This is a genomic window from Shimia marina, assembly GCF_001458175.1.
Lineage (GTDB): Bacteria > Pseudomonadota > Alphaproteobacteria > Rhodobacterales > Rhodobacteraceae > Shimia > Shimia marina.
This window is the reverse complement of the sequence record NZ_CYPW01000017.1, coordinates 110,444-127,006: the sequence shown is the minus strand read 5'-3', so window position 1 is coordinate 127,006 and position 16,563 is coordinate 110,444. Positions and strand designations below refer to the sequence as shown.

Sequence of the window (16,563 nt, the reverse complement as noted above, 5' to 3'; positions counted from 1 at the left end):
TGCAATGTTTAAGAAGTTGGTGGGCGCCGTATTGGCGGGTGTTTTGGCCGTTCAGGCGGCTCAGGCAGAAGAGCGCAGTGTGTTGGGAGCAGGGTATCTGCTGGTCAATGATACGCTGGGTGATGGGTATGACCGCTGGCGGACCGGCTCGGCTGTGTTCAGTCTGGCCTATGGTCCGGAATGGGATGGCGCAGCGCCTGAGGCACTCGGGTCTCTGCTGGAGTTTCGTCTGGGCGGAGAAATCATTGCGCCGATGTCTTTGCGCACGCAGCGCAGCTGGGACCGTCGCTATGCATCCTCTGTGGCCTTTGGTGTGCACAATCATATCCAGCGTGGCTGGCTGGAGGCCAGTCTTGGCGCAGCTGTTGTAGCGATTGGCCCGCAGACAAATCTGGATGAGATTCAAGGGTTCATTCATCGCAACGCGGAAGCGCCACTGCCGTCTCAGCAGGTGCTGGACGCACAGATCCCAAATGCATGGCGTCTGCGTGGTGTGGCCGAGTTCGGAACCACAGTTGATTTTGGCGACAGCGCGCGCCTGCGCCCCTTTGTGGAGCTGCGCGGCGGCGATGAGACCCTGGCACGCGTTGGCTTTGACTTCACGCTCGGCAGCTACGGTCGCGCGGATTTGCTGGCGCGGGACAGCGTGACTGGGCATCGCTATAGCGTGGTGCGTGCGCAGACACCGGGTGTGAGCCTGATCGTCGGGGCGGATGCTGCCAAAGTGGCTGACAGTATTTACCTGCCAGAAGTGGGTGGGTTGGAGCGTACCGATGTGCGGACCCGTCTGCGTGCCGGTGTGAACTGGACCGGCAAGAAGCACAGTATCTTTTATGGTGTGTCCTGGCTTGGCAAAGAATTTGAAGCCCAGCCTGAGGAACAGCTGATCGGCGCGATCAACTTTACCTATCGTTTCTGAGAGATCCCTGACCCCAAGCAGGGTGTGGCGCCAGAATGGCCCACTTCAGAAATTTTTTGTTAACACTTTTTTGGCGCTGGAAAACTGTCGTCTGCTTTGTTAACCTCCGCATAATAAAAAAACTATCAAGGCAGGTAATCGGGCAATGAAAACGGGCTTTCGTGGCACGTTTGTCATCTCCTGGTCACAGACAGAAATTGACGGTCAGAAGGCTGCACCCTTGCAGGCGCTGGAAACAGGCGTGGTGTGGTCATGGGCCGGGGACCCCGTGCGTGTGGATGGTCCAAGTGATTTGTTGCGTCTGGATCGTGACGACGAAGGGACAAACATACGCAAGCGGGCGGCGCAGATGGTGCGCCGACTGGTTGGTGCAGCAGTAGATCCACAGGTATCTGTCGACACTCTCGGAGCTGTCGACGTCGATGCGCCGCTCATGGAGGGCGGTTTTGTGGTGACCGATGGGGCAGACAGCTATACGGCGACAGTGATTGATGTTGCCGGCAGCGCGCCCCTTTTGATGTTTCTGGATGAGTTGCCGCCCAAGGGGCGCGACTTGTGGGTGGTGCATCAATCCATGAGTGTTTTGCAGCGGCCGCAGGTGCAGGAGGCGGGCAGTGGTGTGATTTGTTTCACTCCGGGCACGCGGATTGCCACGCCTGAAGGCCCGAAGCTGATAGAGGCTTTGCGAGAAGGCGATCGCGTGCAGACGCGTGACAGCGGAGCGCAGGAGATTCAGTGGATCGGCAGCCGCCGGATGACCGGTGCCCGCCTGTTTGCCATGCCCAAGCTGCGCCCGATTCGCATCAAACCCGGCGCGCTGGGTATTGATCGCCCCGATCAGGAGCTGTTGGTCAGCCCGGAGCACCGTATGCTGCTGCGGGGGGCAACAGCGCAGGCGTTGTTCAATGCGCCAGAGGTGTTGGTGGCGGCGCGGGATCTGGTGAATGGCAGCACCGTAGCGGTGGATGCGGCCTTGCGCGAGGTGACCTATGTGCATCTTTTGTTGCCAGGACACGAGGTGATCTGGGCCAATGGGGTGGAAACGGAGAGCTTCCATCCGGCAAGCGCGGATCTGGGCAATCTGGCGGCGGATGACCGCGCGCGGCTTTTGCAGCATCTGCCGGAGCTTGCCCGCGATCCGCACAGTTATGGTCCCATGGCGCGGCGCAATCTGACCGCAAGCGAGGCGGCGATTCTGTTGCATGATGCGGCGTGAGCCGGTTGGGTTGAGGCGGGAGAGGGAGCCCGGAGGTTCCCTTTTGTGTCGCTGTAAGACGGGCCACCTTGTGATCGTTTCAGGTTGGTGTGCCTGGGCGGGAGACGGAACGTTGACGTAGGGTGGCTTTGGCTCCTATGCAGAGAGGCACTGAATTTTCAAAAAAGCCTCTACTGAATGTCTAAAATTGCTATTTCTACTCCTAAAACATTGACTTATCCGATCCGGGTTTCGACCTGTCATGTGTCAAATGAAGAGTGTGTTGAGCAGGGGGTGCCCCTGTTTGAAGTGCAGGATGCCAACGGTCGGGTGATTGCCGTTGCGGCGCCTCGGGCAGGGGAGGTGGAGCAGGTGCAGATCGCTCCGCTTGATATCCTGACGGAGCCTGCGCGAGTCATGGTGATTGATACCGACCGGCGGCTTGAGACAGCGACAAAAAATGCGGGCGACGGTGAGGCTTCACAAAGTCACACAGCGTGTTCTGAGGCGTTTGCGGAGGTCGTCAACCCCGCTTCCGAAGCTTGGCGCGAGATGCCCTCTGCCAAGTTTGATCTTGGAGCAACGATTGATGGCTCTGCTGGGCATGCAACTGCCACGTCGCCGCCAAAGGGGGAGGATGCGCTGAAGCGTAAGGGCCTGTCCAAACCGAAGGCGCCGACCTCAATGCAGTCCACTCCGGTGAGGGAAGAGGTTGCTGGGGCAGCAGCGCATATAGCGGAGAAGAATGAAGCGGAGCCCGCCCCATCCAAAGCACGGCCAAAACGACGCAAGCGAAGCTTCAAAGCGCGTATGGAAGGCGCATTTCTCAAGCTTTCGCTGTTCTCTGTCTTTCTCTTTGGCGGCGTCTATCTCTATCAGGTGGCACTGGTGGTGCCGTCTCAAAAATCGGAGGCGTTTACCGCTTTGATTGCTGTAGATATGTATTATTTCGGCGATAGCGAAGAAGCGCGCACAAGCAGCGAAGCCGAGATATTTGTGCCGGTCTCTTATACAGGGGATACGCGGCATGATGCGACCCGGTGCGCCTTGAGCAGAGATGATTACGATACTCTGGCATCCAACGGCATTTGGGTGCTTAAGCAACGATACGCGATGTTCAAAATCTGGCGAGGGCATCCTATGAACCTTGGTGGGTTTGATTGCAGCTATGTGCCTATGAGCGTTTCGGCCCTAAAGCGGGAGATTTACGAAAGCTATCCGGAGTTCTATGGGTTCTCGACCGATGCTGCGGCTGTGGAGTATGTGGATCGAAAGAATCTGCGTGGGCTCATCCTGTATGATCAACGGATCGACTATTCAGAATAGCTTGGCGTCACTCACCGCTTGACTCCCCCCAGATCCCCCGTATAAGCGCGCACTCATTGGTGTTGGTGGCCCTCGCAAGAGGAACCCTGTCATGTCGGCAAAATCCGGCAAGAGGACAACGCCCTTCGAAAACCTGAACGAAGGAGATCAGCAGATGACAAAAAGAACTGCTGCCAAGTACAAAATTGACCGCCGGATGGGCGAAAACATCTGGGGTCGTCCAAAATCCCCAGTGAACCGTCGTGACTATGGCCCAGGCCAGCACGGTCAGCGCCGCAAAGGCAAACTGTCCGACTTCGGCACCCAGCTGCGCGCAAAGCAGAAGCTGAAAGGCTACTACGGCGACCTGACCGAGAAACAGTTCCGTCGCATCTATGCCGACGCTGAGCGTGTAAAAGGCGATACCGGTGAAAACCTGATCGGTCTGCTGGAAAGCCGTCTGGACGCGGTTGTGTACCGCGCGAAGTTTGTGCCAACCGTTTTCGCAGCACGTCAGTTCGTGAACCACGGCCACGTGCTGGTGAACGGCAAGCGCGTGAACATCGCGTCTTACCGCGTGAAAGAAGGCGACGTGATCGAAGTGCGTGAGAAGTCCAAGCAACTCGCCGTTCTGCTGGAAGCTGTTCAGCTCGCAGAGCGTGACGTGCCTGACTACATCGACGCCGACCACAGCAAGATGACCGCAACCTATGTGCGCAAGCCCGGCCTGTCCGACGTGCCATATCCGGTCATCATGGAACCAAACCTGGTCGTGGAATTCTACGCGAAGAACTAATCTTCGCCGACATTCCAAGAATTTTGGAGAACCCCGCCCATTGTGGCGGGGTTTTTCTTTGGCTGGTGGTCTAGGGGCTTTCAGATTTATCGGGAAAGTCCAGCGTAAACTCGTGTAAGCGCCGGTTTTATATGTGCAATTTTAGCGGTCTGGTTGGCAGAATCTTAAAAAACTGCAAAGGTGACCCTGCCTTAAGCACGGCGGCATAGGGGGCTGCTCCGTAGTGACGGTTGGTGCATGAAGGAGATGACGCATGGTCGAAGCAGTAGGAATTTTAGGCGAATCCACAGGGTGGGGCGGGTTGAGTGCGTCGCAGAACGCAATGTTGCACGCCGCATTGGCAAAATACGCGGGGCAACCGGCGGTCGCGCCACAGGAGTCTTCCAAACCACAGGAAGTGCCGCCCATCCGGGAGCTGGTGCGGGCCAGTCGTGGTCAGAACGAAGCCCAGCAGCACAAGGCCGTTGACGGCGCGGTGATGAGCGCGATCCGCTCTGCCGTGACCAGCTTTGAACGCAGCGGTGGGGGGGACTTTGCCAAGGTGCTGAAGGCCAAGCTGGATGACGCGGGGATCGATTCTTCTAAATCTGTTGTGGACTATTACGCCTGATCGGTGGATGCTGTCCGTAAGGTCAAGGGCCGCGCTATTGTGAACGGCGGCCGGTCTTGGTTTGGCAGTCAGGTGCCAAGAAGGGAGGAGGCGAGATGAGGGTCGCCTCCTTTCGTCGTTTTTACCTCCTATTTTTGTGCTGATTTATGATGTGCGCTCTGGTGCTGGTGTCTTAGGCAGCTGCGTGCTTGCGTGACGTGTCCATGCAACAACGCCGGCTTTTGCGGCGTCCTTCTGGCGCAGTCACCCTATAGCGTCTTTCCAATGGGGCTGGGCCTCGCTACATAGCGAACAACGAAGGAGAGTTCGCATGTCAGGAATTCAGCCGCAGCCGGGTATTATGGACATCGACCTGTATGTCGGCGGCACATCAACGGTTGAGGGCGTCAAGGACGTCACCAAACTGTCTTCCAACGAAAACCCTCTTGGGTGCAGCGACGTGGTCAAGGATGCACATGCCAAGACCGGTTTGAATCTGCATCGGTATCCTTCGACAGAGCATGAAGAGCTGCGCGCCGCGATTGGCGAGGTACATGGGTTGGATCCGGCACGGATCATCTGTGGTGTGGGCAGCGATGAGGTGTTGCAGTTCATCACCCATGCCTATGCAGGTGTTGGCGATGAGATCGTATATCCGCAGCACGGATTTTCGATGTATCCGATCCTTGCCAATATGGTGGGGGCGACCCCGGTTGTTGCGGTGGAGCGCGAGCGCGTCGTGGATGTGGACGCGATTCTTGCGGCCTGCACCGAGAAAACCAAAATTGTGTTTGTCGCCAACCCTGCCAATCCAACTGGCACCATGATTGGTGGCAATGACATGGCACGGCTGGCCGATGGGCTGCCTGAGGGCTGTATCCTTGTGCATGATGGCGCCTACACAGAGTATGTGCAGGGCTTTGACGGCGGTGCCGGGCTGGTTGAGGCACGCTCTAATGTGGTGATGACGCGCACCTTCTCCAAGATTTATGGTCTGGGCGGTCTGCGTGTGGGCTGGGGCTACGCCTCACAGGAGATCATCGATGTGCTCAATCGGGTGCGTCAGCCGTTCAACCTGTCCCCGATTCAGACCGCGCTGGCAGAAGCGGCGGTGCGGGATCAGGAGTGGGTCACCAAATGCCGGGCAGAAAACGCCCGTTTGCGGTCTTGGCTGGCCGAAGCGCTGATGGAGATTGGCGTGCCCTCGGACACGTCTTGCACCAACTTCATTCTGGCGCGGTTTGCCGATCAGGCGGAAGCGGAAGCCTGTGATGACTACCTTAAATCACAGGGGCTGATTGTGCGCCGGGTGACGGGATATGGTCTGCCCAACTGTCTGCGCATCACTGTCGGCGATGAGCCGAGCTGTCGCCGTGTGGCTCATGCGATTGGGCAGTTTAAGGGCGGCGCGCGATGAGCGACGCGGTGTCCGCGCCGGTGTATGGCCGTGTGGCGCTGATTGGTCTGGGATTGATCGCGTCTTCCATGTTCTGGGCAATGAAACGCGGCGGGTTGGCGGGCGAAGTGACCGGTTATGCGCGCTCTGAGGCCACGCGGGCGACTGCGCGGCGCATCGGGCTCTGTGATCGGGTCTGCGACAGTGCCATTGACGCCGTGAAAGACGCGGATCTTGTGGTGCTGTGTGTGCCGGTGGGGGCGATGGGCGCGGTGGCGCAGGAGATTGCCCCGGCGTTGAAAGCGGGCGCGACGGTCACGGATGTAGGATCGGTGAAGCGCCATGTGATTGAGGCCGTGACGCCGCATTTGCCGCAGGATGTTCATTTTGTCCCGGCGCACCCTTTGGCAGGCACAGAACATTCTGGGCCGGAAGCCGGATTTGCAGAACTCTATGACAATCGCTGGTGTCTGCTGGTGCCGGTGGACGGTACGGCCCCTGAAGCCGTGGCACAGCTGCGTGCGCTTTGGGAAGGCATGGGGGCCAATGTGGATGAGATGGACGCAGATCACCATGATCTGGTGTTGGCCGTCACCAGCCACGCGCCGCACCTGATTGCCTACACGATGGTGGGGGTGGCGGATGATCTGCGCCGGGTGACCGACAGCGAAGTCATCAAATACTCCGCAGCGGGGTTTCGGGATTTCACGCGGATTGCGGCCTCTGATCCGACCATGTGGCGGGATGTGTTTCTGACCAACAAAGACGCCACACTTGAAATTCTGGGGCGTTTCACGGAAGAATTGTTTGCATTGCAGCGGGCCATTCGCACGGGCGATGGCGCGCATCTGCATGAGTACTTTACCCGCACGCGAGCGATCCGGCGGGGCATTATTGAGGCGGGGCAGGACACGGCTGCGCCAAACTTTGGACGGGAGGCGCCCAAGCCTTGACGCGCGGCGTTGGAATGCTGGCCACGGTGGTGGCTTTTTGCCTTTTGGGCAGTGAGACATCTTTGGCCGGAGCGCCGGAAACCAGCCTGCGCCCTGTGTTGCGTGAACAGCAGCTTTACCCTGTTGCACTGCCAAGCTTTGCGCCAGATCGCTCTTTGCGGCCCGTGACTCGCCCTGCTGATGCGCAGGCGGCATCCCGCGCCAAGGCCCGCGCGGATATGGCCTATCTGACGGCAGCGGTGGCGGAGGCCCCGGCGACAGTGACGCAGGCCCAAGTGGTGCCAGCCAAGCTGACGCGGGCGGAGAAAAAAGCCCGGCGCAAAGCAGGTATCGGCAAAGTCTGTCGGGACCGCGATCTGATTGGTCAGGAGATTGACCCGATCCCCGGCACCCTGCCGGGCTGTGGCATCCGCAAAGGGGCCATTCGGCTCTATGAAGTGGATGGTGTGAAGCTCAGCACGCCCTCAATCATGAATTGCGACACGGCCAAAGCGCTTGAAAAATGGGTGGACAATGGTCTGAAAAACTCTGTGCGCAGCTATGGCGGTGGGGTGCAGGAGATCAAAGTGGCGGGGCATTATGCCTGCCGCACGCGCAACCACAAAAAGGGTGCGAAGATCAGCGAGCACGGCAAGGGCAATGCCATTGATATCTCCGCGATCAAACTGAACAATGGCGAGACCATTTCGGTGTTGCGCGATTGGCGTGGTGGCAAGAAAGGCCGCATTCTGAAGAAGATGCACAAGAAAGCCTGCGGTCCCTTTGGCACCGTGCTGGGGCCGAATTCAGACCGCTATCATCAGGACCATTTCCATTTTGATGTGGCCCGCCACCGCGGCGGGCCGTACTGCCGCTGATCTCAGCGCAGGATGATGCGCGGGGCCGGTCCAATGGGCAGCGGGCCCAAACGGGTTGCGCCGCCTGAAAACGTCAGCGGGATGTCGAGCTCTTGGGCATTGCCAGAGAGCTGCGCCAGAAGACCCAGCCCCTGTTCCACGGTGTCCAGCACGGAGATGGGCAGCTTTTCAGACTGGCGGGCGACTTCAAGAATGTCGCGCCAGTTGACGGCGCGGATGGTCAGATCACCGGTTGGGATACCGCGCGTGTCGAGGGTGACAGCACCTGCGGCATGCAATTGCAGATCCCCCCAGACGATTTCAGCCAGTTTGAGGTCAAGCGCAACCGGCTGCGGACGGGCCTGTTCGATGGCATTGCGATCCCAAGGGTGGTCAAACTCTGCAACCAGATCGGCTTTGAAGCTGGAAAAACTGCGTGGCAGCTCAATCTCGTCGCGCAGATCAAACCCGGCAGGGGGCGTGACCTCATCGGCCTGAAAGGCAAGACGATAGGTGCTTTCCGTGCCTTCTTGGCGATGCATGGCGAGGTTGATGGCAGCAGCGGAGAGCTTCCAGCCGAGACTGGAGGCAACCGTCAGACCCTGCACTGCGAGGTTTGTGCGGGCCAAGGTCAAATTCGTGCCCGGATCCAGCACCAGTGAGGCGCGCATGTCTTCGGTGGCAAGCGTGAGTTTCTCAGCGGGGGTGGCCAATCTCTGTTGGTCTGGCCAGACGGCGATCACATGATGTGGCCGGTAGGTCAGGGCAAAAAGTTGAAAGAAGGGCGCATCCCAGGCAACGCCCGTGTCTGGATCGGCCAGGGTGAGATTGGTGAAGGTGCTGTCCAGTCGGCTGGGGAAGCCTGACACGGTGAGGTCGTCATATTCGGCGACCCAGCCTTCGTTCTGGCGGGCCTCAAACCATGCGGGCAGCGCCGTTGTGACCCCCCAGTATCCGGCCATCCAGATGCCGGACCAGACCAGTGCCGCGAGGCCGATGAGATATGCCAGAAGTTTCATGCGCGTGAGCCCTTTCGAAGCGGTTCGCTTTGGTGTTTAACGCTGCAGGACGTGTAGGACCAGAGGCAGCATATGTGGGTATTTGGATACGGATCGCTCTTGTGGAATCCCGGCTTTGAGGTGGCAGAACAGATGGTGGCCCGGCTGGATGGCTGGCACCGCAGTTTCTGTATGCGCTCAATCCATCACCGGGGCACCGAGGCGCATCCGGGGCTGGTGCTGGCGCTGGATGCCGAAGAGGGCGCCCATTGTCAGGGGCTCGCGCTGAAGGTGGCGCAAGGCCATGAGGCGCAGACACTGGACTATCTGCGCGAGCGTGAACTGGTGAGTTCTGCCTACCTTGAGAAGACCCTGCCACTGGCGCTGAGTGATGGGCGGCAGGTGGAGGCGGTGACCTATGTGATTGACCCCCATCATGTGCAGTATTGTCATCTGGCGTTGCAGGAGCAGGCAGAGATCATCTCGACCGCAGTGGGCGGGCGCGGGCCCAACACGGAGTATCTGCACAACACCGCCAGTCATCTTTTTGAACTCGGCATTGAGGATGCAGATCTGGACTGGTTGTCGCGCGAAGTGCGCAGAATGACCGCCGCCTGATCACAGCCCAAGGATGCGCCCCAAAACTCCTTGGCAGGACAGAGACATGCCAGTAGGGTGAGCGCAGAAAAAACAAGTGTCAGGATCCGTCATCATGGATCAGCCGGACCGTAAAATCGAGCCGCATTTCTCTAAGCCGACGCGTCAGATTCTGCTGATGCTGATTGTTCTGGGGCTGGTGACCTTTGTGGGCTATATCGCCTTGCCGCAGGTGATGCCGGTGTTCACCGCGAACCCGGAGCTGAACGGCTTTATCTTCTTCGTCTTCCTGATCGGGGTTGCCGCCACCTTTGCACAGGTGTTTTCGCTGTTTCGCTCGGTGCGCTGGATCGAAGGCTTTGCCGGGCTGCGGGAGGGGCATGATCCTTACAATCCGCCAACACTGCTGGCGTCACTGGCGTCTTTGCTGCGGGAGCGGGGCACGCATGGGCAGATTTCTTCGGCTTCGACCAGCTCTATTCTGGAGTCTGTGGCAACACGGGTGGACGAAGGGCGCGAGATCACGCGCTATATTGTGAACCTGCTGATTTTTCTTGGGTTGCTGGGCACGTTTTATGGGCTGGCAACCACGGTGCCTGCGGTGGTGGATACGATCAAAAGCCTTGATATTGGTGCAGGGGATGCCAGCGTGGATGTGGTTTCACGTCTGATGGATGGGCTGGAAAGCCAGTTGGGCGGCATGGGCGTGGCCTTTGCCTCATCCTTGCTGGGGCTGGCGGGATCGCTGGTTGTGGGCCTGCTTGAGCTGTTTGCCAGCCATGGGCAGAACCGGTTTTATCGCGAGCTTGAAGAATGGCTGAGTTCGATCACGCGGGTCGGCTTTTCCACGAGCGATGGCGACAGCGGTGATATTTCCGTATTGGGCGCGGCGTTTGAACATATGTCCGGGCAATTGGATCAATTGCGGGAGACCATGGCGCAGGCCACCCAAGCCCGCGATGTGAGCGGCAATCTGGATGAGTTGGCCAATGCGTTGCACCGGATTGGCGACGGGCAGGAACGTCTGCTGGCCCGGATGGGGGAAGCTGGTGCAGGCGGTGATGGCGGCATGGATGCCGAAAGTCGGATGCGGCTGCGCTCCATTGATGTGCAGATGCTGCGCATTCTTGAAGAGATTTCCGCAGGCCGTCAGGAGAGCATGACCGAGCTGCGCACCGAGATCACGGCGATCACACGGCTGTTGCGACGCACGGTGAAAGCGCAGGAAGCAGATGGCCCTGCCACCAAAGTCACGCTGAAGCGGCCCAAAGGTGGGCAGGAGGGGTAGACCATGGCCCTGTCACGGCGCACTGGACAGAGATTTCAGGCTTCGATCTGGCCCGGTTTCGTGGATGCGATGACCGGGCTGTTGCTGGTTTTGATGTTTGTGCTGACGATTTTTATGATCGTGCAGTTCGTGCTGACGGAAACCATCACCGAAAAAGACACGGAGCTGGACGCCCTGCAGGGGGAAGTTGCTGCTTTGGCGGATGCGCTGGGGCTGGAGCGAACCCGTACGCAGGATCTGCGAGAAGAACTGGGGGGATTGTCCGCGACGTTGGCGGACCGCGACACTGAATTGCGCGAGCAAACCGCATTGATTGCCGCGCTCACCGCGACGCGGGATGCGCAGGCGGCGGCTTTGCAGGCCGCGCAAACGCAGATCACCAATTTTGAGGCGCAGGTGGCTGGGCTTTTGGCGCAGCGGGCGCAGGCTCTGGCCGATATCGAAACGCTGGAAGGGCGGCGGGATGCGCTGATTGATGAACGCGATGCGCTTTCGCTGGCTCTGGCACAGGCGCGTGACGAGATTGATGCAGGCACAGAGGCCGCGCGGCTGGCGGCGGCGGAGGCGGATGCGATGCAGGCGCTGATTGACAGCCTGCGTCAGGACGTGGCCGAGGGCGCGCAGCAGATTGACGAGTTGGCCGCAGAGGCGGATCGGTTGGATCGCGCGCTGAGTGCGCAAGAACAGCGCCGTGTGCTGGAGGCGGCTGCCGCAGAAGAGCTGCGCAAGCGGCTTGAAAATGCGGATGCGGAGCTGACGGCGATGACCCTGGCGCTTGAGGCGCAGCGCAAGGAGGCCGAAGACACGCTGACCCTGCTGGCGGCGGCAGAGGCGGCGCGGGAGGATCTGGACCTGAAACTGGCGGCGGCGCTTGTGCAGGGGCAGACTGTGGATGCTTCCCTGGAAGAGACCGTGCTCAAACTGGCGACGGTGGAAGCTGAATTGGAGGCGCGCGAAGGCGCATTGGCGTCGGTACAGGCGCAATTGGCGGCGGCTTTGCTGGGGCTGGAGGAAAATCGGCGCACGGTGTCAGAGTTGCAAGCGCAGCTGGTGGAGGAAGTGGCAGCGCGCGCCACGGCAGAGGCGCAAGTGGGTGAGCGGCGCTCAGACCTTCAAGAGCTGGAGGCGCAGCTTGCGCAGGCCCTGCGCGACAAGCTTGCATCAGAGACAGAGGGCGCGGAACGTGCGGCACAGGTTGAGGGGCTGACCGCGCAGGTCGCGGATCTGGAAACGCAACTTGCTGCCGCGGTCGCCGCGGAGGCAGATGCGCAGGACGGCGGGGCGTCGTTGCGGGAGCGGTTGGCAACGGCGCTGGCGGCCAAACTGGCGGCAGAGCAGAAACTGCGCGATGGTCTTAATGTGGAAGAGGAGCTTGCCGCAGCTTTGGCGGCGCAGAAGGCGGCGGAAAATGCCGAGGCGGCGGCGCTGACGGAAGCAGAGCGGCGTGATGCGCTTTTGGCGGAGGCCAATAAGGCGCTTTCCGAAGAAGAAGCCAAATCTGCAGAGAGCCTGCGCCAGATTGCGGCGTTGAACCAGCAGATCGGGGCGCTGCGCACGCAGTTGGGGCAGTTGCAGACGATTTTGGATGATTATGCAGAGCGGGATGCAGCGGCGCAGGTGCAGCTTGAGGCGCTGGGCTCTGATTTGAATGCCGCGCTTGCACGTGCCGCCGCAGAAGAGCGCAAGCGCCGCCTGTTGGAAGAGGCGGAGCGTATTCGTCTGGAGCAGGAGAAGATTGCACTGCAGGCGGAGGCCAAGGATCTGGCGCAGTATCGCTCTGAGTTCTTTGGGCAGCTGCGCAATCTCCTGGGCACGCAAGAAGGGGTGCGCATTGTTGGGGACCGTTTTGTCTTCTCTTCTGAGGTGCTGTTCCCGCCCGGTGGCGCGGAGCTTTCGCCCGAAGGGCAAGCCGAGGTGGCCAAAGTGGCGGGCATTCTGCAGGGCGTGATTGACGATATTCCAAGCAATATCGACTGGATTTTGCGCGTTGACGGCCACACCGATGATGTGCCGATCACGGGCGGCACCTTTGCGGATAACTGGGAACTCAGTCAGGTACGGGCCCTGTCAGTGGTGCGCTATATGATTGATGTGTTGGGCCTGCCGCCTGCGCGGCTGTCGGCCAATGGGTTTGGACAATATCAGCCGGTGGATCGCGATGACACGGCTGCGGCACGGGCGCGCAACCGCCGGATTGAGCTGAAGTTCACCGAACTTTAGGGGCTGTCTACTGGATGGTGAGGGGCACTTCTGAGTGATCCAGCACCTTGCCATCCCGCAAGATGCGCACATGGCCGAGATAGGCCCCTTTGGGCCAGCCCCCCATCGGGGTGCGTTTGCCGCCAGCGCGGAAATACTGCGCCTGTGCCTTTTCCAGAGTGACCTCATGGGAGAAGATCTCCCCCTCAGGGCCGGAAATCAGCAGCTCTAAAATGTCATTGGCGCGGCTGCCATAGGCGTAGGCAAAGAGCACCAGCGCCTTGGCCTGGGAGGGAATTTCGGCCCGCCCGGCGATGCCGGATTTGACATCCTCATAGGCGGGAATGGTCACGTCAAAGCCTGCGCGGATCAACCCGCCGGGCACATAGGCCAGAGGCGCCTCCCAAAGGGAGCGATGCGGGCCTTTGCACTGATCCGGCGCCGGTCCAGACGTATCAGCAGAATAGGGATCCACCACCTGATCGTTGTGCCGCACGGAGATATGCAGATGTGGGAACTGGGTGCGGCCAGAGAGACCGATTTCGCCAAGGGGTTGGCCACGTCGCACCTGATCGCCCTGCGCCACGGCGACGCTGTCTTGTTTCATATGGCAGTATTGCGTGACCCAGCCGTCGCCGTGATCCACCACAACGCCATTGCCGCAGTCGCGCCCGTTGAGAGCCGGGCTGTTTTCGACGCGGAAGAGCCGGTCGGCCATGCCATCTCTTGTGCCGGTAACAACGCCATCTGCGGCGGCCAACACATCCACCCCTTCTTGCATGGCCAGAAGGCTGGGCAGGGCAAAGTCGGTGCCTTTGTGCCCATCATAAGACAGCGGGCCACAGCTGTGATCCTGATGGCCGGGGCCGGGATCATGATCGACATAGTTCTGCACAAAGCAGCTTGTGCCCAATTCACAGTCAACGGGCGTTGAAAACGTTGGCGCGCCCGCAGCGGGGTAAGCTGCGAGCGCGCCAATCAATGCAATACTGCGGGTGAGCATCAGTCCGCCGTGAGCAGCGGTGGCTTGTCGCCGGTGAGGCGCGGGTTTTCCGGGCCGGCCAGATCAAGGACCAGCTCGCCGTTCTTGACCTTCACCTTCACCACGCCGCCTTTGGCCAGTTTGCCAAAGAGCAGCTCTTCGGCCAGTGGCTTTTTGATGTACTCCTGAATGACGCGGCCAAGCGGACGTGCCCCCATTTTGTCATCATAACCTTTGTCGGCCAGCCATTGCGCGGCTTTCGGGGTCAGTTCGATGGTCACGTTGCGATCCATCAGCTGGGCCTCAAGCTGCAGCACGAACTTCTCCACCACTTGCAGGATGGTCTCTTTCGGCAGCGGCTGGAAGGAGATGACTGCATCCAGACGGTTGCGGAATTCTGGTGTGAAGGTGCGCTCGATTGCGGCGGTGTCTTCACCTTCGCGGCGGTCCCGGCCAAAGCCGATGGCGGCTTTCGCTTGTTCAGAGGCACCCGCGTTGGAGGTCATGATCAGAACCACGTTGCGGAAGCTCACAGTGCGGCCGTTGTGATCGGTCAGCTCGCCGTTGTCCATCACCTGCAACAGGATGTTGTAGACATCGGGATGGGCTTTCTCGATCTCATCAAGCAGCAGCACACAATGGGGGTGCTGATCCACACCGTCCGTCAGCAGGCCGCCCTGATCGAAGCCGACATAGCCGGGAGGCGCGCCGATCAGGCGGGAGACCGCGTGTTTCTCCATGTATTCAGACATGTCAAAGCGCAGAAGTTCCACGCCGAGCGTATCGGCCAGCTGTTTGGCGACCTCGGTTTTACCCACACCGGTTGGACCGGCGAAGAGGTAGTTGCCGATGGGCTTTTCAGGCTCGCGCAGACCGGCACGGGCCAGTTTGATGGCGGAGCTGAGCGCCTCGATGGCTTTGTCCTGACCAAACACCACGCGCTTGAGGGATTTTTCCAGATCCTTGAGCACTTCGGCATCGTCTTTGGAGACATTTTTCGGAGGGATGCGTGCGATTTTGGCGACCACGGCCTCGATCTCTTTCACGCCGATGGTTTTACGGCGCTTGGAGGCGGCCAGCAGATGCTGCGCGGCACCGGCCTCGTCGATCACATCGATGGCTTTGTCCGGCAGTTTGCGGTCATTGATGTAGCGCGCGGACAGTTCCACCGCAGTTTTGATCGCATCCGCGGTGTATTTCACGCCATGGTGTTCCTCGAAGTACTCTTTGAGGCCTTTGAGGATTTTGATGCTGTCGGGCACGGTGGGCTCGTTCACGTCGATCTTCTGGAAACGACGGGACAGGGCGCGGTCTTTCTCAAAGTGCTGGCGGAACTCTTTATAGGTGGTGGAGCCCATGGTGCGCAGTTTGCCGCCCTGAAGCGCGGGCTTCAGCAGGTTGGAGGCATCCATGGCACCACCGGAAGTGGCCCCTGCGCCAATCACGGTGTGGATTTCATCAATGAAGAGCACGGCATCTGGGTGATCCTCAAGCTCGGTCACCACGGCCTTCAGCCGCTCTTCAAAGTCACCGCGATAGCGGGTGCCCGCCAGAAGAGCGCCCATGTCGAGCGAGTAGATGGTGGTTTCGCTGAGCACTTCGGGGATTTCGCCCTGCACAATTTTGCGCGCGAGACCTTCGGCGATGGCGGTTTTGCCCACACCGGGATCGCCCACCAGAAGCGGGTTGTTTTTGCGGCGGCGGCAGAGCACCTGAATGCAGCGCTCGACCTCGTGATCGCGGCCGATCAGCGGATCGACGTCGCCCTTGCCGGCCTTCACGTTGAGATCAACGCAGTATTTCGCCAGCGCGCTTTCCTTGGCTTCGCCGCCTTCGGCGGTGCCTTCGATGCGCTGTTCGTTTTCGTCATCTGCACCGCTGACAGAGCGGGCTTCGCCAAAAGCGGGGTCTTTGGCCACGCCATGGGCGATGAAATTCACCGCATCATAGCGGGTCATGTCCTGCTCTTGCAGGAAGTAGGCGGCGTTGGATTCGCGTTCGGCAAAAATCGCCACCAGTACATTGGCACCGGTCACTTCGGTGCGACCAGAGCTTTGAACGTGGATGGCGGCGCGCTGAATCACGCGTTGGAATGCGGCGGTTGGCACCGCCTCGCTGCCTTCGACATCGGTGACCAGATTGGACAGGTCATCGTCAATGAATTCGATCAGGTCGCTGCGCAATTCGTCGATGTTCACGCTGCAGGCCTGCATCACGCGCAGCGCATCGGGCTCATCCAGCAAAGACAGGAGCAGGTGCTCCAGCGTGGCAAACTCATGTTTGCGCTGGTTGGCCTGCGCGAGCGCAGCGTGGATGGCGTGTTCGAGCGTGTTTGAAAATGACGGCACGGTGTGACTGCTCCCTGCGGGGTTATATGGTGGCGGATGCCCCCGCCGTTTACCATAAGGTCGGTGTGTTAAAGTTTGGTCGATTGGCGGCGGTCTTCAAGGACTTTCTGCAAAATTTGATACAGATTTCACAGGAAACAGCCTCTGGTTGGGTCACTCTGT

14 protein-coding genes are annotated in these 16,563 nt (G+C 59.8%); 11 read left to right on the top strand and 3 right to left on the bottom strand.

Translation table 11 applies throughout. The features are described 5' to 3' along the window. The first annotated feature begins 4 nt into the window (after window positions 1-4). From SHM7688_RS08900 to SHM7688_RS08865, 8 genes are all read left to right on the top strand, one after another. A complete protein-coding gene (locus SHM7688_RS08900; protein ID WP_058239580.1) occupies window positions 5-919 on the top strand; it encodes a lipid A-modifier LpxR family protein in 915 nt (304 codons plus the stop codon). Between the two features lie 145 nt (window positions 920-1,064). Further along, window positions 1,065-2,135 carry a Hint domain-containing protein gene (locus SHM7688_RS08895; RefSeq protein ID WP_058239579.1) on the top strand — a complete coding sequence of 357 codons (1,071 nt, stop codon included), beginning with the start codon at window positions 1,065-1,067 and terminating at the stop codon, window positions 2,133-2,135. A 177-nt stretch (window positions 2,136-2,312) separates the two neighbouring features. After that, window positions 2,313-3,440, top strand: coding sequence for a hypothetical protein (locus tag SHM7688_RS08890; RefSeq protein WP_144432532.1), 1,128 nt, complete (start codon window positions 2,313-2,315; stop codon window positions 3,438-3,440). Window positions 3,441-3,594: 154 nt separating this feature from the next. Further along, window positions 3,595-4,215, top strand: coding sequence for a 30S ribosomal protein S4 (rpsD, locus tag SHM7688_RS08885; protein WP_058239708.1), 621 nt, complete (start codon window positions 3,595-3,597; stop codon window positions 4,213-4,215). A gap of 253 nt (window positions 4,216-4,468) precedes the next feature. Further along, window positions 4,469-4,825 (top strand): hypothetical protein, encoded by a 357-nt coding sequence (locus SHM7688_RS08880; protein WP_144432531.1) that lies wholly within the window; start codon window positions 4,469-4,471, stop codon window positions 4,823-4,825. Window positions 4,826-5,135: 310 nt separating this feature from the next. Then, window positions 5,136-6,221: a histidinol-phosphate transaminase gene (gene hisC, locus SHM7688_RS08875; RefSeq protein ID WP_058239576.1), complete on the top strand. Its 1,086-nt coding sequence runs from the start codon at window positions 5,136-5,138 to the stop codon at window positions 6,219-6,221. Next, window positions 6,218-7,153, top strand: a complete 936-nt coding sequence (locus tag SHM7688_RS08870) for a prephenate/arogenate dehydrogenase family protein (protein WP_223229227.1) — start codon at window positions 6,218-6,220, stop codon at window positions 7,151-7,153. Before hisC ends, SHM7688_RS08870 begins: the two co-directional genes overlap by 4 nt. After that, on the top strand, window positions 7,150-8,010 hold the full coding sequence (locus SHM7688_RS08865; RefSeq protein WP_223229226.1) for an extensin-like domain-containing protein: 861 nt from the start codon (window positions 7,150-7,152) through the stop codon (window positions 8,008-8,010). The genes SHM7688_RS08870 and SHM7688_RS08865 overlap by 4 nt, the downstream gene beginning before the upstream one ends. Before the next feature lie 2 nt (window positions 8,011-8,012). Here the strand turns inward: SHM7688_RS08865 and SHM7688_RS08860 are convergent, their stop codons facing one another. Continuing rightward, window positions 8,013-9,008: a DUF2125 domain-containing protein gene (locus tag SHM7688_RS08860; protein WP_058239574.1), complete on the bottom strand. Its 996-nt coding sequence runs from the start codon at window positions 9,006-9,008 to the stop codon at window positions 8,013-8,015. Between the two features lie 72 nt (window positions 9,009-9,080). On the opposite strand from SHM7688_RS08860, the gene SHM7688_RS08855 reads away from it, so the two are divergent. The 3 genes from SHM7688_RS08855 (at window position 9,081) to SHM7688_RS08845 (ending at window position 13,092) form a co-directional block, all read left to right on the top strand. Beyond that, on the top strand, window positions 9,081-9,605 hold the full coding sequence (locus tag SHM7688_RS08855) for a gamma-glutamylcyclotransferase (protein WP_058239573.1): 525 nt from the start codon (window positions 9,081-9,083) through the stop codon (window positions 9,603-9,605). Between the two features lie 94 nt (window positions 9,606-9,699). Next, the gene (locus SHM7688_RS08850; protein ID WP_058239572.1) at window positions 9,700-10,872 is read left to right on the top strand and encodes a hypothetical protein; all 1,173 of its coding nucleotides are present in this window, start codon (window positions 9,700-9,702) and stop codon (window positions 10,870-10,872) included. Between the two features lie 3 nt (window positions 10,873-10,875). Continuing rightward, complete coding sequence (locus tag SHM7688_RS08845; protein ID WP_058239571.1) at window positions 10,876-13,092, top strand: peptidoglycan -binding protein; 2,217 nt, start codon at window positions 10,876-10,878, stop codon at window positions 13,090-13,092. A 7-nt stretch (window positions 13,093-13,099) separates the two neighbouring features. Here SHM7688_RS08845 and SHM7688_RS08840 read toward each other — a convergent pair whose 3' ends face one another. Together SHM7688_RS08840 and clpA are read right to left on the bottom strand one after the other, a co-directional pair. Further along, on the bottom strand, window positions 13,100-14,074 hold the full coding sequence (locus SHM7688_RS08840) for a M23 family metallopeptidase (RefSeq protein ID WP_058239570.1): 975 nt from the start codon (window positions 14,072-14,074) through the stop codon (window positions 13,100-13,102). Then, window positions 14,074-16,401 (bottom strand): ATP-dependent Clp protease ATP-binding subunit ClpA, encoded by a 2,328-nt coding sequence (gene clpA / locus SHM7688_RS08835; protein ID WP_058239569.1) that lies wholly within the window; start codon window positions 16,399-16,401, stop codon window positions 14,074-14,076. Before clpA ends, SHM7688_RS08840 begins: the two co-directional genes overlap by 1 nt. Between the last annotated feature and the right edge of the window lie 162 nt (window positions 16,402-16,563).

Coding starts and splice junctions, on each gene's coding strand:
- SHM7688_RS08900 (WP_058239580.1), top strand. CDS start 5: ATGTTTAAGAAGTTGGTGGGCGCCGTATTGGCGGGTGTTTTGGCCGTT.
- rpsD (WP_058239708.1), top strand. CDS start 3,595: ATGACAAAAAGAACTGCTGCCAAGTACAAAATTGACCGCCGGATGGGC.
- hisC (WP_058239576.1), top strand. CDS start 5,136: ATGTCAGGAATTCAGCCGCAGCCGGGTATTATGGACATCGACCTGTAT.
- SHM7688_RS08895 (WP_058239579.1), top strand. CDS start 1,065: ATGAAAACGGGCTTTCGTGGCACGTTTGTCATCTCCTGGTCACAGACA.
- SHM7688_RS08890 (WP_144432532.1), top strand. CDS start 2,313: ATGTCTAAAATTGCTATTTCTACTCCTAAAACATTGACTTATCCGATC.
- SHM7688_RS08850 (WP_058239572.1), top strand. CDS start 9,700: ATGGATCAGCCGGACCGTAAAATCGAGCCGCATTTCTCTAAGCCGACG.
- SHM7688_RS08860 (WP_058239574.1), bottom strand. CDS start 9,008: ATGAAACTTCTGGCATATCTCATCGGCCTCGCGGCACTGGTCTGGTCC.
- SHM7688_RS08880 (WP_144432531.1), top strand. CDS start 4,469: ATGGTCGAAGCAGTAGGAATTTTAGGCGAATCCACAGGGTGGGGCGGG.
- SHM7688_RS08870 (WP_223229227.1), top strand. CDS start 6,218: ATGAGCGACGCGGTGTCCGCGCCGGTGTATGGCCGTGTGGCGCTGATT.
- SHM7688_RS08840 (WP_058239570.1), bottom strand. CDS start 14,074: ATGCTCACCCGCAGTATTGCATTGATTGGCGCGCTCGCAGCTTACCCC.
- SHM7688_RS08855 (WP_058239573.1), top strand. CDS start 9,081: ATGTGGGTATTTGGATACGGATCGCTCTTGTGGAATCCCGGCTTTGAG.
- SHM7688_RS08845 (WP_058239571.1), top strand. CDS start 10,876: ATGGCCCTGTCACGGCGCACTGGACAGAGATTTCAGGCTTCGATCTGG.